A 17,424-nucleotide genomic window follows, 5' to 3' on the forward strand; every position below is an offset into this window, starting at 1 on the left:
GACTCGTAAAATCTGGGCTTCTCGCTCTAAAATCGTCATGGCAAATTACGGGAAATGGCGGTACCTTCTCGTTTTAGCGGCTTTTCATCGCTCCTGTCATCTCCGCGAATAATTCATGACACTAGCGCGGATTTAGTAGTCGATGCTAGCGGCAAAGTTTCGTCAACACCTAAATGGTTGAAAAAACTCGGCTATGAATCTCCGCCAGAAACAGTTATCAATGCTTTTGTCGGCTATGCTACCCGCATCTATGAATCCAGCGGTAAATTGTCAGATACAGCGCCTGTATTTGTGTCAACTGCACCGCCATTTCGCACTCGCGGCGGTGCAATTTTCCCGATCGAGGGGAATCGCTGGCTGGTGACTCTCGGCGGGGGCGATCGCGATTATCCGCCCGCAGACGCAGCAGGTTTTGTAGAATTTGCGCGCAGTCTGCCAACCCCGGTGATTTATGATGCGATTAAAGATGCAAAGGCGATCGCACCTGTGTATAGTTATCGAGGTACAGAAAACCGTTTGCGCCACTACGAACGCCTATCCCGTTATCCTGAAAACTTGGTAATTGTCGGCCATGCAGTTTGTGCTTTCAACCCAGTTTACGGGCAAGGAATGACGGTTGCTGGATTGGATGCTTTGATGCTGGATGAATGTCTGCAAAAACAGCGTCAGCGGTATCCTGAAGGCGATTTAACAAGCTTTGGGCGACATTTTCAACAAAAACTTGCAAAATTGCATACTATTCCTTGGACGTTTGCGATCAGTCAGGATTCGCGCTATCGGGGAAGTGAGGGTGCGAAACCAAACCTGGCTGCGCGACTGACAATTAATTACATGGATCTGGTGTTAAAAGCGTTGACTACAGATGCGAAAGTTTGTCAAGCTTTTTTGGAAGTGCTACACATGATTGAACCACCGACGATTCTTTTTCATCCTAGAATTGCGGTAAAGGCGATCGGGAAACCAGGTTCGTAGTGAGGACTTCAGTCCTCATAAAACTCGACGAGACCGAACTTTTAACTACAAACTTACTGATGAAAATTCCTCAGGCAAAGGACTGAAGTCCTTACTACAAACCAGGTTCGTAGTGAGGACTTCAGTCCTCATAAAACTCGACGAGACCGAACTTTTAACTACAAACTTACTGATAAAAATTCCTCAGACAAAGGACTGAAGTCCTTACTACAAACCAGGTTCGTAGTGAGGACTTCAGTCCTCATAAAACTCGACGAGACCGAACTTTTAACTACAAACTTACTGATAAAAATCCCTCAGACAAAGGACTGAAGTCCTTACTACAAACCAGGTTCGTAGTGAGGACTTCAGTCCTCATAAAACTCGACGAGACCGAACTTTTAACTACAAACTTACTGATGAAAATTCCTCAGACAAAGGACTGAAGTCCTTACTACAAACCAGGTTCGTAGTGAGGACTTCAGTCCTCATAAAACTCGACGAGACCGAACTTTTAACTACAAACTTACTGATAAAAATCCCTCAGACAAAGGACTGAAGTCCTTACTACAAACCAGGTTCGTAGTGAGGACTTCAGTCCTCATAAAACTCGACGAGACCGAACTTTTAACTACAAAATTACTGATAAAAATCCCTCAGACAAAGGACTGAAGTCCTTACTACAAACCTGTGTATTTATACTTTAGGCAATTCTCAATTTCCAACCAAACAATCTAATTCCCGTTGCATTTCGGTGGTAACTCGATCGAAACAAGCATCAACATAATCGCGATCGCCCGCAGCTTCCTTACCGTACCTCTCAAACACAATCGGTTCGCACACGCGAGTCCGAATTTGCACGGGAAAAGGCAGATTTGGCAAAGGCCCAATACTCAACCCCCAAGGCAATCCCAAATACACCGGAAATACTACCGGATCGATGCCCAACAACCACGGCATCCCCAATTCATGCAATTGCTTAACTTCTTCGTACAAATCTGCCAAAACTATTAAAGTATCGTGGGCACCGTGCGATATAATTGGTACAATTGGCACTTCTTCTCGCAATGCTAACTTAATAAATCCCTTACGTCCGGCAAAGTAGATTTTATTACGCAAGTGATAGGGACGAAAAGTATCTTCGGCGCCACCAGGATACACCAGAACCGGGGCATTTTTTCGCAAAGCTGCGATCGCCATTTTCGGATGTGCTTTGATTGCACCGCACTGCACCGCCATACCAGCAATATCAGCAGAAACGTCCCAAACCGTCGGGTGCATCAATCCGTAGGCCAAGCGTTCCGTACCGTACCTGTGGAACCATTCGTATAGGAACATAAACATATCAGGAGCGGCGATTCCCCCGTTGTGAGAGCCGACAATCAGCATTTTTCCGCGTGCGGGGACGTGGTGCCACCCGTCGCTTTGGACGCGAAAATAGTAGCGGTACAGCCATTCCCAGAGCGGCAGCATTAGTTTTATGAAGTCGGGATTGCGATCGTCCAAAGATAAACCGTCAAAGCGAGATGTTTGGCTGTTGTTTCTGGGGCTGGATGCAGAATATTTCATTGATTGGTGCTTAAGTGCGATCGGCGGCAAAAAAGTATTGTTTTAGTATTGCAAATTCTTGGAAATTGACATATACTTTATTTATAATGGGAATTGGAGACTTAAAAATAAAAAACTCACTATTTCCATTATCCTATATACATTCTCATAGTACAGCAAAAGACCGAGAAAAGTCAACACCATATTAAGCGATTTTTAACAGTTAAATCATAAATTCTTGGACATACAGCAGTTCTCAGAAAGATAAGGTATGTTGTTGGGCTTCAGCCCTCTTAGTTTAAGGATTGTGTGTGGTGTCAGTTATACCTCATATTTTTGAGAAAGGCTATACTGCCTCAAGACAGGTGGCAAAGTATAAAAACTTTCTGTTTTGTCAATGAAGCAACGCCGCGATAAAGATTGTAGGGCATTGAGCAAATCTGGCGATCGCATAGTGCCATATTCTAGTAATTTTGTCAAATTGACTGGTTCACTTTCCCGACAAAACAAGGAGAGGACTTGTTTTTCTATTTCCGATAAGCGACTAAACTGCTGCTGCAAAACATCTTTCAAATCTTCTGGCAACAATACGGTATCATTTAACAATAACTCAGTCGCGCCAATTCCCAACTCTTGAATCAGAGTCGCCACGCTTTTTAACCATAACGGATTGCCTTGGTAGCGGTGAATGAGTGTTTCGCAGTTCTCGATTTCTGTTAATCCTTTATCTCGGAGTATTTCCCGCGCGGCCGCAGTGTCTAAGCCTGTGAGTTGTAAAATACGAATGGGAGTATTTTCGCTGGTGAGTTGAGGAACTTCTTTGGGTGGTTCCCAACCGATTAGCAGGAAGCAACTTTGATGGGATAATTTTTCTATTTGTTTAAATAAAGAGCGATATTCTTCGTATCCTGGTTTATATTTTCCTGCTAATTCGCCGCTGCTGAACAAATTGTGAATGTCATCTAAGACTACTAAACACCGATGTTTTTGTAAATATTTAATTAGGGGTAATGCTTTCTGGTTAGTTGTCGGGGAATCTTGCTTTTGGGAGTGCGAGAAAAACTGGATTAAGTTGACCTCAAATTCACCGAGGGTGGGGGATGTGTCGAGATTCCGCCAAATGACGCATTCAAACTCGTCTTTGATTTGTTGTACGAGTTGGACTGCTAGGGATGTTTTGCCGATGCCGAGTCCGCCGGTGAGGGTTATGAGGCGGCAGTTTTGTTGTAAAATCCAGGTTGTGAGGGTTTGGAGTTCGGAAGTGCGATCGAAGAAAGCACCTAATTCCGGCATCTCGCTTAAATCTTGATGCGATGTTTGTTGATTTGGTGGGTGTGAGTTTGGTATGTTTGGCGGGTGTCTAGCTTCTCCACAAATGTTGAAACTACCTGTCACATTTTGTGTCACGTTTTGTGCAAAGTTTAAAAGATTCGAGTTTTGTAACCTCTGCATAGCTGCTCTAAAATTCGTTTTACTGACTTTTTCTTCTAACTCTTCTGAAAGTATCTGCCATAATTCTGAGCCTACTTTCCTCACACTACTGGCTGAACAGTCAAAATCTTTGGCTATGTGCTTGTATGTTTCACGTTCTACAGTGCCTTTTAGTACCGCTTCCTGTACGTCGTCTAGGTGTGCACCAGTTTTCTCGAAGACTATTTTGTCTGCTAGTTTTAACGCTTCTTTTAGGTTCATTTGGCTCAGCAACTATTAGTTGGCTTGTATTATAGCTCGAATTTTACTACATTTTAATACATTTTGATACAAATTTAAATTAAATTAAGGATCGCTGGAGGCAGACTGGGAACAAAGTTGAACATTTTTGGGCTAGACAAAGCTTTGATTTATAGGGATTATAGGAGAAGTATAAAGCGTCACCGTAAGGATTGATTAGTTGCAGTTCTATCCAATTTAATGGTGTATTCTAACGCAGTGGCTGTCTAATTAAGGATTAGCTTTCAAAATTGATTTCCACTAAGAATAGAAAAAATAGTTATCCGTCAAAAAAGGAACCAGCAAATGAAAACAGCATATCAAAAAAATCGAGTATGGCGGTTTTTCACCTTTTCAATGCGTTCATTACTAATCGCAGGATTGATAGTGACTACTTCGGCTATCTCTATCTCTGCGTCATCAAGAGCTCCTGGAATAATTGATAGCCCTCAAGAGGGAACTTGTCGAAGCGGACGTAATCGAGAACGTGTCACTTGTTATTTCCCGTCGGTGACATGGACATACGGTAATGCTCTCGCTGTTGAATATAAAGGTGGAAGTGGGGCTGATGTTTTCTGGTACACTGCTCAAGAGATTCAAGGGGCATCATTTTCTGGAAAAGTAACTGCTAAAATAGAAACACAGGTTGTTAGTGTTGGTGGAGAAGTAGAATTCAAAGATGATGGAAAGCGATTAAACACACTCCAGCAAAAATGTATTATTGGATCGCCTCAACATAATCAGCAGACATATTGTCAAAATCCTTTCCGTGGATCTCCTGTTATGGTTCGAGTAGTTCCTCACAACAACAATTGGGAAACAACTTTCCTGGTTCATAACGATCCCGCAATACGTTAGCAAAATTCGTAGTGCGATCGCCCTTACTTATTGGTTGGGTTGAAGCAAGGAAACCCAACCTCTTTTTCCACTCACAATCTTATCCATTTCTACTATTCTAATGTAAAGATTATACGAATAGCGATCGCCTATAACACCCTTCGGGAACACGCCCCATGCTAACTTTCAGTTCCACTTACAAATATTGATCCACTTTTAGTTTTCACTTAAGCCACAAACTTAGGAGGTAAGATGACCGAGAATCGAAAGCCAGAAAAAGCAAAAGATTTCAGCGAAAAGTTCCTGCAAATATCAGGTAAGGTCTTTGAAGTTCTTGGAAAAATCATCAAATGGTGGTTCTGGATCTCAATGTTTTCAGTTGGAGTAATATTTTGGCTTCTTGACCTTTGGTTAGGTGATGGTCGTAATCCTATCCCTGCTCCTTGGGATAAGAAGCAACCTGAATTCGATCCAAATCAGTTCCGAAACAAGTTAGAGAATGCTACGGTTGAAGACCTTATTAATCAGTTTAACAAACAGTTTGAAGAACTTGAAAATGGCAATAAGCTAGAACCTGAAGAGAAAAGAGTTATCCGCAAAATCAAAGGTTTAGATCGCTCAAAACTGCGCTCTCAAGTTGTGAGAGATAATTTGGATATAAACGAACTTGAAATACTTTTTCTGTTGCTTTTGAAACTACTTAGTGGTGAATTAGGGTAATCTCATGGGAATGGGACAGTGGACAAATCAGGTGGTTACACCAGGCTCCGTCTTTCATAACAGGTACAATATTCAGCCTGGTGAGTATTCGATGATGTACGATCAATATGCACAAGAGTTTCTTATCAAAGATGCTAAAACAGGTAAAATTGTAAAGAGAGAGCAACTTAGTTCACCATTAGACCTTGTTATGTTGATCTCGCATTTGCATATATCTGAGAAAATAGATCCAGAAATAGCTAAAGCTCTCGAACGAGGAGAAACGCCTCAAACTACAGAACTCATAGACCATCATATTATTCCAGTGCATCTTTGGGATAAATCGGAACTGATAAAACAGGCAGTGAAAATAACAAATATAAATATGAATGGGGCAGAAAATATAATTCCATTGCCTAAAAAAATTCATAAGTCATTTCATGGAAAGAAATCAGGTTATTCTGAAATGATAGTTGAGCGCCTTCGAGATGAATGGAATCATCTTGTTGACTATAAATTTCATAATAATCCTTGCGAAGTTGAGCGAACTGTACTATCGCTTATAGCTGCTATTAGAGATGATTTAGAAGATTTGGTACAGGAAGAACTTTCTATAAGAGATTGGTATAGTGAAGCACTTTTTAATATGTTCAAAAAAAAGCCTAAGTCTAATTAAAAATTGCCCCTTTTTCAAGAAACCGGGTTTCTCATATAACTAAAGCATCCCAGCCAAGATTTTGTTCAGAAAGCCAGTTTCTCACCCCCACGCGATCGCCCTTTCTTCTTTCAGATGACCGATCGCCTAAAATAAAATATCGATCGACACTCGTTATAATCAAAGTATCAATCCTCCACCAGATGCCACGATGACTATCAAAGAACTCCTGATCCAAGAAATCGATAGCACCCCTGACGAAGTGCTGGCGGATCTTCTCAGCTTGGTGCGATCGCTCAAATCGCCTCTACACCCCCAACTCAATACCTACGAACAACTGCTAGATCGCATCGATTACCTCGAAGCAATCATCGGCATTCGCAAAGGACTTGAAAGCTTCGATCGAGGTGAAGGAATACCAGTAGATCGAGCTATGACAGCCCTACAGCAGCAGTTCAACATACCTCCCCGTCTATGAGTTATCAAGTCCTAATTTAACCACCCGCCTTTGCTGACATTGAAACTGCCTACCGTTGGATGTGCGATTATCAAAGTGCTGATGCTGCAAGTCATTGGTATTACGAGCTTCAAGACGCGATCGCATCTCTACAACAGTTTCCTTACCGTTGCTCAGTCGCACCCGAAGCTGCCATTATTGGTAGGGAAATTCGACAACTGTGGGTTGGAAAAGGAAGAAACTATAGGATTCTGTTTGTGGTGGAGGAGGATACCGTCGCGATATTACACATTCGCCACCGCCGTCAAGCGCCTTTAGATATCGATCCACCAGAGTAGTCGTATCAAATAGTCAATAAAAAATCTTGCACTTCAAATCAAATACCAAATACTGCGATGATTTTACGAGTTGCAATGCTTGAGTTAAAAAAGAGCGATCGCCCTTTGTTGTTTCAGATGACCGATCGCCTAAAATGAAAGAGCGATCGCCCTTCACACCAAATACCAAACACTGCCATGATTGCGCGGAGTGCGATCGCCCTTTCTTCTTTCTGATGACCGATCGCCTAAAATGAAAGAGCGATCGCCCTTATCTAATTCACCGCCAACCAACCCGACATATTCAGCAGTTTTCTTGACCAAATTATCCAAATCTTTAGGCTGTTTTACTTGCCTTCTCCCTTTTTCGTTTGCGCCATCTTTCCGCTGTTTCTTTAATAGCCTGTATTTCCTCAAAATCCACCTGCATCACAGCAGTTTTAAACTCCAAACCCAAAGCCAAGCTAATCTCAAGAATTTCCATCAGACTAGCATTTTGATATTTTCTTTTCTCGTATTCCTTGATGCGTTCTGGGTCAATATCCAAAATTTTCGCTAGTTCTTCTTCACTCATTTTGGCAGCCATCCTAGCTTTAATTAAAGCCTCTGACAGTCTATTGAAATCCTCAACTACAATTTCGATCGGCTTGCTTTTGTCCCACGCCATCAATCTTTCATATTCCGCTATTTCTTCATGCAATTGATCCAAATGGCGCTGGATCGAGCCTCTACCTGCATCCCATTTGAGAAAGTCCTTCCTTTTTGCTTCTTCATCCCGCTCCATTGCTGCTAGAGTTTTGTTGAATTTCTCGACCCATTCTTTGCTGACTTCATACTCTAGTTCATCTTTAATCATGGTTCCCACCTCATTAAATCTATCGCTATAATTCCTTTCTTCCTGTGTTTTCTATCCTTTTGAAAAAATTCAAAGGAATTGTCGCCGTAATTGCCTACAGGTTCGTCGGAGGGAAAAATCTCCCCTCTATACTTAGCTTTTTGGGCATTTCGATCGGAATGATTGAACAATCTAGGAGCATTCATTCTCAAATACTCCCTATCTACAGTTTCGCGATCGTAACAAGCATCAAAGTCATTAGGGTTTGGTTCTATGGTAACAAAACTACCATTAATATAGATAGTTCTAGCACCCGCTTCTTTTAACTGGGTCATTGCCAGTCTCAAACCCCGTATCAGGTTCTCTCTTTTAAAATTCGTACCAAATCTCTCCTCAAACTCCTCCCATTCACAGAAATGAACTCCCGGTGGTAGATTGCCGTTTTCATCGAATTCTGGAATCACTCTTTCACACTCATTTCACACATTAACGATTCGTCTCTTGATCTTACCATAGTTATCATTATAACTCACCACTATCCAGATGACAGACTCGTTATAGGTGTAGAGGAAGGCATTGCCCGATCGCCCTTGACACCAAATACCAAATACTGCGATGATTGTACGAGTTTCGATCGCCAATCAAAACTCATAGCGATCGAGACTCGTCATACCAAATCAACAACTAATAATGTTCGCGAGCGGGGACAGCATTTCTGACCAATGACTAATCACAATTCAGCATAAAAGTCAACACAGTTTCATCAATTCCCTTGAGTTGCAGCGGCTTATATTTAACAATTCGATTCTCCTCAACATAATCTGCAACCGCCGCCGAAATCAGCACAGAGTTTGGTTCCGCCACCTCTTGCAAACGGGCGGCAATATTCACGCTCGGCCCGATCGCAGTATAATCCGATCGATCTGGGCCGCCAAACATCCCCACCACCGCAGTACCCTGGTGAATACCGCACCGAAACCGCACCGGAGGCACCCCATTTTCCCCCACAATTCCCTGCTCCAACCAGCGCTCGTTAAGTTGCTTCAGAGCTCGCAGCATAAGCCTTGCAGCAGCTATAGCGCGGCGTACTTGCTCGTTTGGCGTTAGTTCCTCCGGCGCGCCAAAGAGAGCCATTACGGCATCTCCCACAAACTTGTCCACTGTACCGCCACTGTCAAAAATAGCCTTAGTCATTGCCGCCAAATATTCATTCAACAGCTCAGCTACCCGGCGCGAGCGCAGCGTATTTGCCATTTGAGTAAAACCGACAATATCGCTAAACAAAATAGTAATCAATCGCGGTTCCGGGCGCAAATCCAAGGCTAAATCTCCAGCCGCAGCGGCTTTCACCATCGACGGCGGCAAAAATCGGCGCAGCACCGACTCAGTTAAATAATTGTTCAACTGCTGCACTCGCCGCTCGTTTTGCTTGAGGGCGATTAAATTCCGCACTTCTGCCAACAATTCGCGATCGTTAAAAGGCTTCGATAAATAAGCATCAGCACCCCGTTCTACTCCTTCAATCCGAGTATCTGCATCGGCTTTAGCAGTTAGCAAAATTGCCGGAGTTCCCCGCAATTCTTCATCCTGTCGAATCATCCGAATCAAATCCAAACCCGAGATTACAGGCATCATCAAATCCGTGAGAATTAGATCGGGACGGCGGTTTTTTGCCACGGCAAATCCTTCTTGTCCGTTGCGGGCGAGCAAAACTGCAAAGCCTGACTCTCGCAAAATTTCCGACACATAAAAGCGCAAATCTGGATTGTCGTCAACCACCAAAACCGTGCCAGCTACTGTTTCAGAATTTATCGGTTCTAGAGCCTCAAAGTTATGATTTTCTGCTTCATCTTCCGATAAATCAGCTTCGACATCTGCCAGTTCCACCGCAGCTTTGGATGCGTGAAACTCGGCGGGGATTTCCAGTACCCGTTCTGGGGGCAAATGAGTCGAACCGAAGTGCAGCCAAATACTAAAAGTAGTACCTTCGCCGTAAACAGAATCGACGGAAATTTGACCGCCGTGGAGTTCGACTAATTCTTTGACAAGTGCCAAACCTAAACCGCTGCCTTCGTAGGAACGGCTCGCAGAACCTTCGGCTTGGTGAAAGCGCTCGAACAAATAGGGAATTTGTTCGGTGCGAATGCCGATGCCGGTGTCTTTTACTTGCAACAAGCAGTGAGCGCCCGCTGGTTCAACTGTGAGGGTGATTGTTCCCCCTTCTGGGGTGAATTTGACAGCATTTGATAGCAGGTTGTAAATAACTTTGTCAAATCTTTCAATATCTAAATAAAGTAAAGGACAGTCTTGCAGTTGGGTAATTAAGTGCAGTCCTTTTTTGTCGCAGTAGGCGCGGAAAGACTCTGCCGTAGAGTAACAGAAACCGACTAAATCGCACGGGCGAAAACTCGGCTGCATCCGTCCTGCATCTAGGCGCTGCAAGTCCAGCAGTTGATTTACCAAGCGCAGGAGGCGGCGGGAATTACGCAAGGCGATGACGGCTTGTTCGTAGGGTAAATCTTCTTTGCGGCCGCAAGCTGATTCTAGAGGGCCGATAGTTAGGGTGAGAGGGGTGCGGAATTCGTGGGAGATATTTTGGAAAAATTCGGTTTTGAGCCGATCGGCTTCCAAGAGCCGTTCTGCCTGCTGTCTGGTAGTCTGGTAGAGGCGCGACTGCTGCACCGCCAAAGCAGCTTGAGTTGCAACTATTTGAGCCAAGTCAATGTCTGAGAGGTTCCAGCGGCGGGTGCTGCAATTTTGGCGCAGGGAAATGCTGCCGATGATTTTGCCTTCGGAGATTAAGGGAACGACTAACAGAGCCCTGGCTGGCGATCGCACTTGCAGTTCTGTAACATTTAAATCGGGGCGTTCGTTGAGGTCTTCAATCGCCACCGGCTCTTTTGATAGCATAACTTGCAGCAGTACCGGATTGCCGCGAATCGGCACCAAAGACTGCGGCATGGAAGGATGAGCAAAAACCCAGTCGCGAGGGTTTCCAGCAGCACTCTCAGCAGCAGTTCCAGGGCCAGGACGGTTCGCAACTACCTCTAGATTGCTAAAACTTTGTTTGACATCCACGGTATCCCTATTTGTGTCGTAGAGCCCCACGCACTGGACATATTCATCATCTTCTGTCCACAGAGATAGGGCGCAGCCGTCAACTTGCAAAGCTTGGCCGAGTTGTTGAGTAATCGCTGCAAAAATATTTTGGGGGTCGAGGCTCGATCGAATTGCCGTAGTAATAGTATTGACTAAGGTCTCGCGCTTTGCCAGCGCCCGCACCTGTTCGTAAGCCCTGGCCTGAGAAAGGGCCAAAGCCGCTTGATCTGCCACCGTAATTACTAACTGTACCTCGTAGTCTTCCCACTGGCGCGGTCGATCGAACTGGTGCAGCGCCAAGACTGCCATCAGTTCCATTTGGTAAAACAGCGGTACGATTAAGCTCGATCGAATATTCGCAGCTTGGTAAGCCTGCAATCGCTGCTCATTGTCCCAGCTTAAAACTCGATCGTCAGTTTGAGCATCTTGAATCACCTCCACATCCAGAGTTTCCCAAACCAAATCCGGCAGCAAATCCGGCGAAAGTCTGGCGCTAGAAGCATCTCGTCTAGCTTCAAAATCGCTCCGCAACCCTTTAGTTTCCGCCTTCTGGTAAACGAACCACTCATCAGCCACCCGGCCGTCTTGGAACGGCCGCAGCAAACAGCAACTCACCTCAAACATCTGCCCGACAGTTTCCACAATTCTTTGCAGCATTTGCTGGTAATTGGGAGCCGATCGAATAGTATTGGTAACGGCATAAAGCAGCGATTCTTGCGAGAGAGCCCTGCGGAGTTCATTAGTGCGGGCTTTCAGGACATTGTGAGTATCAACAGCTTGACTGACAAGAGCTCTGAGTTCTTCAGCATCCCAAGGCTTGGTAACGAATTTGAATACTTTGCCAGCATTAATAGCTTCAACTAAATCTTCAACATCCGTATAGCCAGTTAAAATAATTCGGATCACATCGGGGTATTGAGCCGCAGTCAGGCTGAGAAACTCTGTACCGCTCATTTTTGGCATTCGCTGATCGGAAATAATCACAGCAACCTCTCCCTCTTTTGCCAAAATTTCGAGGGCAGCGGGGCCAGATTCGGCTCTGAGCACTTTATAGTCTCGATGGAATGTGCGGTAAAGCAAGTCGAGGTTATCCGGTTCGTCATCGACGATTAGAAGTTTGAGCTTAGGATTTGATTGGGAATTCATGCACCGTTCTCCTGTGCCCCGGGGCAGTTCGATTTAATAAGTCTGTTGAAAAAAAGAATTCGCAGGTTTCAATTGCACGAGTCATACCATTTGCGATTTGTGATTTTCGATTGGGATGACTTATGGCATAAGAGTTTGGAGTTTGCCTGCAGTTGCATTATTTTTTGAAACTGGTGTCACACAAATTCGTGAATCTGAAGTTGTTGTGAGTTAGCCGAGGCAAGAATCAACCTTGATTTTTAATTTATGGGTTTTCAATTCCGAATTCTTCGATCGCCACAGTTGCCTGTAGTGCACCCCAATTTTATTATTTAATGATATTCACAAGAATCTCGTCTTGCGGGAAGTGTCCTTAACCCCTCACCTCTATGTTGAGCGTGAAAATAGGAATCCGCAACTTTTAACTGCCCTCTGGATATCTCATAATACATAGGAATAATCGTCCCGATCGTGAGTGGATTTGCCTTTCTTTATGTGCTATTATCGCTCATCTTCCTGTTTTATTTGGTGTGTAAAAACTGTCTGTAGCAGGATACAATAGACAACCAACATCTTCCCCTGTGTTTTTGCTGCCTAGGTGACAGCAACTTTCACATTCTGCCAAGGATATGGCTTTCCTCTCCGGCCCCTGTGTCCCTGACTGATATTCGGGGGGGGGGACAGACAGACAACACAGGCGGGGAAGTGCGAGTGACGCAATTGCTGTACCATTTTAGTGAGACTGGCACTTTTTGGGCAGAGCGCGGCATTTTTTATGCCTCGTGCAGACCAACGCCCAAGCCAATTACTGCGGCGAAACACCGCTATCTTGAGCATCCATCTGTTAATCTTAGCTAGGGATGTACTCTGTGGAAACCGATCGAGCCGCTCGATCGAAGTTTTGAAGCTCTCGATCGCCCGCAGCACAGTATCGCAGCACAATATCGCTGGACAATATCTAGCCCCCCGGCGCAACAGGTAAGGCCAGTTCGCGAGGGGACGGGCTTGCTGATTGCCCAGCACTGCTGAAAGCTGCGTTGTCTGGTTCTGGGACAGGCAGCCAACATCCGACTTGCGATCGCGCCCGGTATTGGTCTGGTAGATAGTTGATATTGTCAATTACCGCTAGACGGATAAATTATATTCGATCGGGTATTTCCGCAAGCAGAGAGCGGTACGCTTCCGGGAAGCAGACGTTAAAACCTTTTTGATTGTTTTTAATAACTTTCCCGCTACCCACAAATCTAGTATTAAGGGATGGGTTTTCATTGGAAATAAATTTAGTCTAAAATACTGAATATCTCCAATTTACATCAGATAATAGTTAGAGTAAAGTACAAAAAGAATGTGACTGAATCGCATTCATAAACTCTGAGTATAAGTCATACAATTTAATCTCTTAAATTTAAGATTCTCGATGACAAATATCATGATTGGGAGTTGGTCTAAAGTTACATTCTTTTTTAAAAAGTGATATTACATTATCACCAGAAGTGAAATTTCTCAGATGGGCAGACTCGGTAACCCCCGTAGAAAAATTAATATAGTGACCTGGAATTGTGAATCCTTCCTTTTTTTCCTCAGCTTCTCACCAACAACAAACTCCCGGACTTTCTGGCTTTTCGATCCGGGTGGCTGCATCGAATGACTTGACACAACTAGCAGATATTTTGGCCATGAGCTTTCACTCCCGTGAGGGGTTTGTAGAATGGGTGTATCCAGTGTTGCGTTTAGGCATTTACGAAGATTTAAAAAATCGACTGCGTTCTAAGGCAGAGCACTATATTTGTCTCGTGGCTGAGCTAGTCTCGCGGGAGTCAGGAATGCAGAATTATCGATCGCACCAAACTCAGTCTATAGCAGGAACAATAGAAATGGCTCTGCGTTCTCGATTCCCTTGGCAAATACCCAATTCCGACTATCCTTACTTGTCAAATTTAGCAGTTCACCCCGAGTATCGGCGGCAGGGAGTTGCTCAACAACTGCTCGACAACTGCGAGAATACAGCCCGAGAATGGGGATTTTCGGAGATTTACCTCCACGTTTTGGAAAATAATCACGGGGCGCGACAATTGTACTATCAAGCAGGCTACCGCTTGCAACAGGTGGATTGGCATTGGACTTATTGGCTGTTCGGCCAGCCGCGCCGGCTATTTTTACGCAAGGAGATTTCCCTCTCATCAACTAAGTATGGGTAGTGGTGCATCAGCGCCTGCTTTTCACACGCTCAATCGTTATGGAGAAAGGCTTGTATCAATTGCATCATTCAAGAAAGCAGCACTACCCAATTTCTACCTTCTGCTTCACTTCTAGTTGAACTTGAGCCTCAACAAATAGCGATTCCTTGATAATGAATTTGTTCATCAGGCTTGAGATTGTTCGAGAAATTTTTGTCTCCGAGAGGCGTAAACTGCCAAATCTGCCTCGGTGAATCGGGTTTGTTGCCATGAGGGACGAGACATTAGCCGATCGCACCAAGCTTGAATTTTGGGATATCCGTCTATGGATACATCAACCCAGGACAGCAAAGGCACGACAGTACCAGCAACGCACTCGGCATATGTTAAGGTGTTGCTAGCGAAAAAAGGGCGATCGTCCAACAAACCTTCAAAGAATGTCAGCACAGTATCGACTTTTTCCTTAGCCTTTTCGATTACCTGCGCTTCAGGAATTCCCCAACCCATTCTTTCACTGCTGAGGGGATAAAGTGCCGGCCCAAGTTCGTTAACTGTGACCAATTCTACCATTTTCACAATTGCCAAATCTTTCGGATCTTTCGGCAGCATGGCCGGTTCGGGATACTTCGCTTCTAGATAGTCAAGAATTGCCAGAGACTCGACAACAGTGAAGTCACCATCGACCAAAACAGGGACGCGATGAAAAGGATTCATGGCGACAAATTCAGGTTCCAAGTGATCGCCGTCCAAGTGGATTGTTACCAATTCAAAAGGTAGGTTTTTTTCGATGAGGGCAACCCACACGCGGCTGGAGTTGGTGGAAATGGGAATATGGTAAAGTTTCATGATGATTGTGGTGCTTGTTGAGAGTGATGTGTTAAGGATTGAGTTCTCTCGCGCTGCTGAAAATATTTAGATTTTAGTCAATTTTACACGCACAGGGGGCGATCGGGCTTCTAGTGCGATCGGACATCATTACCTGTAGTGCGATCGAGCCTGGATAGCATTTGATAACTTACGCTGCTAAACTGGTACAGCACGCAGCGGTCGATCGCTTGTCGAGTTTGGAGGATGTATTATGACCATTAACTACCGAGTTGCAGCAATCGCCGATATGACGCTTCTTTTAGAACTTGTTAAAGAGTTTCATAAAAAAGAAAAATTGGAATTCGACGAAAAAGTCGATCGTGATGTCCTAGCAAATCTTTTGGCAGATGCGTCTTTGGGACAAGTGTGGCTGATTCAGCAAGAAGATGAGGCGATCGGCTATATTATTTTGACGCTTGGTTACAGTTTGGAATACCGAGGACGAGATGCCTTTATTGACGAGTTTTACCTCCGATCCAAGTATCGCGGACAAGGCATTGGAACTCAGACTTTAGCATTCGTAGAGGATGCCTGCCGAGTTTTAGAAGTTCAAGCACTTCATCTGGAAGTAGATTTTGAAAATCCCGATGCACAGCGTCTTTATCACAGAGTCGGTTATCAACCTCATAACCGTTTTCTGATGACTAAAAATTTGGCAGTCTCTGAAGACAAGGATTTGGGCAATTAAGAATATTCTATCAGTTTTTGCTGAATTCTCTCAAAGTTATTCGAGAGCTTGATTTGAAATTGCTCTGATCCGTTCACAGGCCTCCTCCGCCGTCATCGCCGAGCTAGTTTCCCACTCTGTAAAAGTCTCTTCCAGGGCTTCAGATAGTGCTTTTTGATAAGCCATATCTTCCCGTTCTACTTCACTCAAAATCGCATTAACAATTCTGTCAAGGGCATTCTTATAAGCTACATAACTATCGAATTCACCTTTAAGCAGAATCCAAGGTAAAGCGATAGCCAAAGAAAAAAGCCCCACAAATTTAAGCAACCTCTCTTTAATTCCTTGAGGCGGTTCAATAAAAGTATAGGCAAAAATTTTGAGTAATTCTTGCGTTTCAGCAGGAATTTTTTCCCAACGGTCTTCAATTATTACAGCTAAATTGTTTGCTTTTTGAGCCAGTTCCCAAAACCTTGAAGCGCTGGACGTGCGTGGCTGAAATATCTGCCGAATTTCGCTGGGGCTAATTGTGATTCTGGCTGACATTTGCCCGACCTCTGCTCACTTAGGATTAATCAATCATTGATCAGTATATCATCACAACAAACTTCTGAAGCTCCTGTAGGCTGATTATTGGCCGATCGTGACTTCCTGACGGACAGACGAGGTAATCGCCTCTACTAGAAATAATCGCTCGCTAAGTGACAAATTAAGCGTTAATTTCATTAATTCTTGAAAAGATAATTCTTCTTTTGCATATTCGGAAGAATTATCATTCCGATCTGGCGAAAAAACCTCATCAGAACTTAAGGGCTTGACTGAAGTATTACGATCTAAACTTTTCTTCATGTCTGCGAGTAGAAGCTCTAAAAATTTAATATCATTCCCTAGATCGGCAGCCTCATCCTCATCCTCTTCTATATCTTCAATAACTTGCAAACGTTCTTGATAGGCATTGATTTGGTGTTCAATCGCTTCTATAATAAACCTGAAATCTTTAAATGATAAGTTCATATGATTTCCCTGCCAAAGAACGAATATTCGGCAAAACCCAACTAGACAGTTGCTTGAAGAAGCATATCCTCTACTTGTCTAATTTGCTTCCAATCAATTGCTGCAACCCAAAGACTTTCCTCTTCAGAATATTGCACCACGCCATCCACTTCTAATTCTTCGCTATAGAGAGTGAGCAATTGACCATTTTGCAATTTAATATTTTGGCGACTTAAATCTTCAATTGTACCAACACAATTCAGACGAAGGCGACTCTGTTTATCAGCATCATGAAAGTCTGCAAAGATTCTAGGAGAACTCATATTTATTACTACACTTGAGATATTTTTTTTTGATGTGGGAGTTACGCAACTGACGCACCCTACTCTATGTGCTGCGACAATGGAGGCAGAGCCTTCGGATATGCGTTACCAGGCTCTGCCTGGTAACGAGTAAAAATTGTCAACCTCTACCTTGAAAAATTGTC

The 17,424-nt window shown here is 44.0% G+C and carries 19 protein-coding genes and 1 pseudogene; 8 read left to right on the forward strand and 12 right to left on the reverse strand.

Annotated features, from left to right (window positions below):
* The first annotated feature begins 54 nt into the window (after positions 1-54).
* On the forward strand, positions 55-972 hold the full coding sequence (locus tag QZW82_RS09970; RefSeq protein WP_293147566.1) for a hypothetical protein: 918 nt from the start codon (positions 55-57) through the stop codon (positions 970-972).
* Positions 973-1,665: 693 nt separating this feature from the next.
* Here QZW82_RS09970 and QZW82_RS09975 read toward each other — a convergent pair.
* Together QZW82_RS09975 and QZW82_RS09980 are read right to left on the reverse strand one after the other, a co-directional pair.
* A complete protein-coding gene (locus QZW82_RS09975; protein WP_293147568.1) occupies positions 1,666-2,520 on the reverse strand; it encodes a glycerol acyltransferase in 855 nt (284 codons plus the stop codon).
* Between the two features lie 300 nt (positions 2,521-2,820).
* Positions 2,821-4,191: an NB-ARC domain-containing protein gene (locus tag QZW82_RS09980; RefSeq protein ID WP_293147570.1), complete on the reverse strand. Its 1,371-nt coding sequence runs from the start codon at positions 4,189-4,191 to the stop codon at positions 2,821-2,823.
* Positions 4,192-4,515: 324 nt separating this feature from the next.
* On the opposite strand from QZW82_RS09980, the gene QZW82_RS09985 reads away from it, so the two are divergent.
* The 3 genes from QZW82_RS09985 to QZW82_RS09995 all read left to right on the forward strand — a co-directional run bounded on the left by QZW82_RS09985 (position 4,516) and on the right by QZW82_RS09995 (position 6,421).
* Entirely contained in the window at positions 4,516-5,067 is a 552-nt protein-coding gene (locus QZW82_RS09985; RefSeq protein WP_293147572.1) for a hypothetical protein, read from the forward strand.
* 231 nt (positions 5,068-5,298) lie between these two features.
* Positions 5,299-5,766, forward strand: coding sequence for a hypothetical protein (locus QZW82_RS09990; RefSeq protein ID WP_293147573.1), 468 nt, complete (start codon positions 5,299-5,301; stop codon positions 5,764-5,766).
* A gap of 91 nt (positions 5,767-5,857) precedes the next feature.
* Positions 5,858-6,421: an AHH domain-containing protein gene (locus tag QZW82_RS09995; RefSeq protein WP_293147575.1), complete on the forward strand. Its 564-nt coding sequence runs from the start codon at positions 5,858-5,860 to the stop codon at positions 6,419-6,421.
* 31 nt (positions 6,422-6,452) lie between these two features.
* On the opposite strand, the gene QZW82_RS10000 is transcribed toward QZW82_RS09995, so the two are convergent.
* Complete coding sequence (locus QZW82_RS10000; protein ID WP_293147577.1) at positions 6,453-6,584, reverse strand: hypothetical protein; 132 nt, start codon at positions 6,582-6,584, stop codon at positions 6,453-6,455.
* A gap of 27 nt (positions 6,585-6,611) precedes the next feature.
* Here QZW82_RS10000 and QZW82_RS10005 point away from each other — a divergent pair, with 27 nt between their 5' ends.
* Positions 6,612-6,878, forward strand: a complete 267-nt coding sequence (locus tag QZW82_RS10005) for a hypothetical protein (protein WP_293147579.1) — start codon at positions 6,612-6,614, stop codon at positions 6,876-6,878.
* 32 nt (positions 6,879-6,910) lie between these two features.
* Positions 6,911-7,195, forward strand: a pseudogene (locus tag QZW82_RS10010) (type II toxin-antitoxin system RelE/ParE family toxin); the annotation flags it as partial.
* Between the two features lie 153 nt (positions 7,196-7,348).
* Here QZW82_RS10010 and QZW82_RS10015 read toward each other — a convergent pair.
* From QZW82_RS10015 to QZW82_RS10035, 5 genes are all read right to left on the reverse strand, one after another.
* Positions 7,349-7,507, reverse strand: coding sequence for a hypothetical protein (locus QZW82_RS10015; RefSeq protein ID WP_293147581.1), 159 nt, complete (start codon positions 7,505-7,507; stop codon positions 7,349-7,351).
* A 4-nt stretch (positions 7,508-7,511) separates the two neighbouring features.
* Positions 7,512-8,030, reverse strand: coding sequence for a helix-turn-helix transcriptional regulator (locus QZW82_RS10020; RefSeq protein ID WP_293147583.1), 519 nt, complete (start codon positions 8,028-8,030; stop codon positions 7,512-7,514).
* Positions 8,027-8,473, reverse strand: a complete 447-nt coding sequence (locus QZW82_RS10025; RefSeq protein ID WP_293147585.1) for a hypothetical protein — start codon at positions 8,471-8,473, stop codon at positions 8,027-8,029. The genes QZW82_RS10020 and QZW82_RS10025 overlap by 4 nt, the downstream gene beginning before the upstream one ends.
* Before the next feature lie 262 nt (positions 8,474-8,735).
* Positions 8,736-12,254 (reverse strand): response regulator, encoded by a 3,519-nt coding sequence (locus QZW82_RS10030; RefSeq protein WP_293147587.1) that lies wholly within the window; start codon positions 12,252-12,254, stop codon positions 8,736-8,738.
* 573 nt (positions 12,255-12,827) lie between these two features.
* On the reverse strand, positions 12,828-13,352 hold the full coding sequence (locus tag QZW82_RS10035) for a hypothetical protein (RefSeq protein WP_293147589.1): 525 nt from the start codon (positions 13,350-13,352) through the stop codon (positions 12,828-12,830).
* A gap of 440 nt (positions 13,353-13,792) precedes the next feature.
* Between QZW82_RS10035 and QZW82_RS10040 the strand changes: the two genes are divergently transcribed.
* Complete coding sequence (locus QZW82_RS10040) at positions 13,793-14,431, forward strand: GNAT family N-acetyltransferase (RefSeq protein ID WP_293147591.1); 639 nt, start codon at positions 13,793-13,795, stop codon at positions 14,429-14,431.
* A gap of 165 nt (positions 14,432-14,596) precedes the next feature.
* On the opposite strand, the gene QZW82_RS10045 is transcribed toward QZW82_RS10040, so the two are convergent.
* Positions 14,597-15,256, reverse strand: coding sequence for a glutathione S-transferase family protein (locus tag QZW82_RS10045; RefSeq protein WP_293147593.1), 660 nt, complete (start codon positions 15,254-15,256; stop codon positions 14,597-14,599).
* 232 nt (positions 15,257-15,488) lie between these two features.
* Here QZW82_RS10045 and QZW82_RS10050 point away from each other — a divergent pair, with 232 nt between their 5' ends.
* Positions 15,489-15,965, forward strand: a complete 477-nt coding sequence (locus QZW82_RS10050; protein WP_293147595.1) for a GNAT family N-acetyltransferase — start codon at positions 15,489-15,491, stop codon at positions 15,963-15,965.
* 36 nt (positions 15,966-16,001) lie between these two features.
* Here QZW82_RS10050 and QZW82_RS10055 read toward each other — a convergent pair whose 3' ends face one another.
* The 3 genes from QZW82_RS10055 to QZW82_RS10065 form a co-directional block, all read right to left on the reverse strand.
* Positions 16,002-16,490: a hypothetical protein gene (locus QZW82_RS10055; protein WP_293147597.1), complete on the reverse strand. Its 489-nt coding sequence runs from the start codon at positions 16,488-16,490 to the stop codon at positions 16,002-16,004.
* Positions 16,491-16,574: 84 nt separating this feature from the next.
* Positions 16,575-16,958 carry a hypothetical protein gene (locus tag QZW82_RS10060; protein WP_293147599.1) on the reverse strand — a complete coding sequence of 128 codons (384 nt, stop codon included), beginning with the start codon at positions 16,956-16,958 and terminating at the stop codon, positions 16,575-16,577.
* A gap of 41 nt (positions 16,959-16,999) precedes the next feature.
* A complete protein-coding gene (locus QZW82_RS10065) occupies positions 17,000-17,260 on the reverse strand; it encodes a hypothetical protein (RefSeq protein ID WP_293147601.1) in 261 nt (86 codons plus the stop codon).
* Between the last annotated feature and the right edge of the window lie 164 nt (positions 17,261-17,424).

Origin of the sequence: Microcoleus sp. bin48.metabat.b7b8b9.023, from assembly GCF_013299185.1 — a bacterium.
Classification (GTDB): Bacteria; Cyanobacteriota; Cyanobacteriia; order Cyanobacteriales; family Microcoleaceae; genus Microcoleus.

Bases quoted from the DNA above. Each gene is read 5' to 3' on its own strand.
- QZW82_RS09970 (WP_293147566.1), top strand. From the start codon at position 55: ATGGCGGTACCTTCTCGTTTTAGCGGCTTTTCATCGCTCCTGTCATCT.
- QZW82_RS09975 (WP_293147568.1), bottom strand. From the start codon at position 2,520: ATGAAATATTCTGCATCCAGCCCCAGAAACAACAGCCAAACATCTCGC.
- QZW82_RS09980 (WP_293147570.1), bottom strand. From the start codon at position 4,191: ATGAACCTAAAAGAAGCGTTAAAACTAGCAGACAAAATAGTCTTCGAG.
- QZW82_RS09985 (WP_293147572.1), top strand. From the start codon at position 4,516: ATGAAAACAGCATATCAAAAAAATCGAGTATGGCGGTTTTTCACCTTT.
- QZW82_RS09990 (WP_293147573.1), top strand. From the start codon at position 5,299: ATGACCGAGAATCGAAAGCCAGAAAAAGCAAAAGATTTCAGCGAAAAG.
- QZW82_RS09995 (WP_293147575.1), top strand. From the start codon at position 5,858: ATGATGTACGATCAATATGCACAAGAGTTTCTTATCAAAGATGCTAAA.
- QZW82_RS10005 (WP_293147579.1), top strand. From the start codon at position 6,612: ATGACTATCAAAGAACTCCTGATCCAAGAAATCGATAGCACCCCTGAC.
- QZW82_RS10020 (WP_293147583.1), bottom strand. From the start codon at position 8,030: ATGATTAAAGATGAACTAGAGTATGAAGTCAGCAAAGAATGGGTCGAG.
- QZW82_RS10030 (WP_293147587.1), bottom strand. From the start codon at position 12,254: ATGAATTCCCAATCAAATCCTAAGCTCAAACTTCTAATCGTCGATGAC.
- QZW82_RS10045 (WP_293147593.1), bottom strand. From the start codon at position 15,256: ATGAAACTTTACCATATTCCCATTTCCACCAACTCCAGCCGCGTGTGG.
- QZW82_RS10050 (WP_293147595.1), top strand. From the start codon at position 15,489: ATGACCATTAACTACCGAGTTGCAGCAATCGCCGATATGACGCTTCTT.
- QZW82_RS10055 (WP_293147597.1), bottom strand. From the start codon at position 16,490: ATGTCAGCCAGAATCACAATTAGCCCCAGCGAAATTCGGCAGATATTT.
- QZW82_RS10060 (WP_293147599.1), bottom strand. From the start codon at position 16,958: ATGAACTTATCATTTAAAGATTTCAGGTTTATTATAGAAGCGATTGAA.
- QZW82_RS10065 (WP_293147601.1), bottom strand. From the start codon at position 17,260: ATGAGTTCTCCTAGAATCTTTGCAGACTTTCATGATGCTGATAAACAG.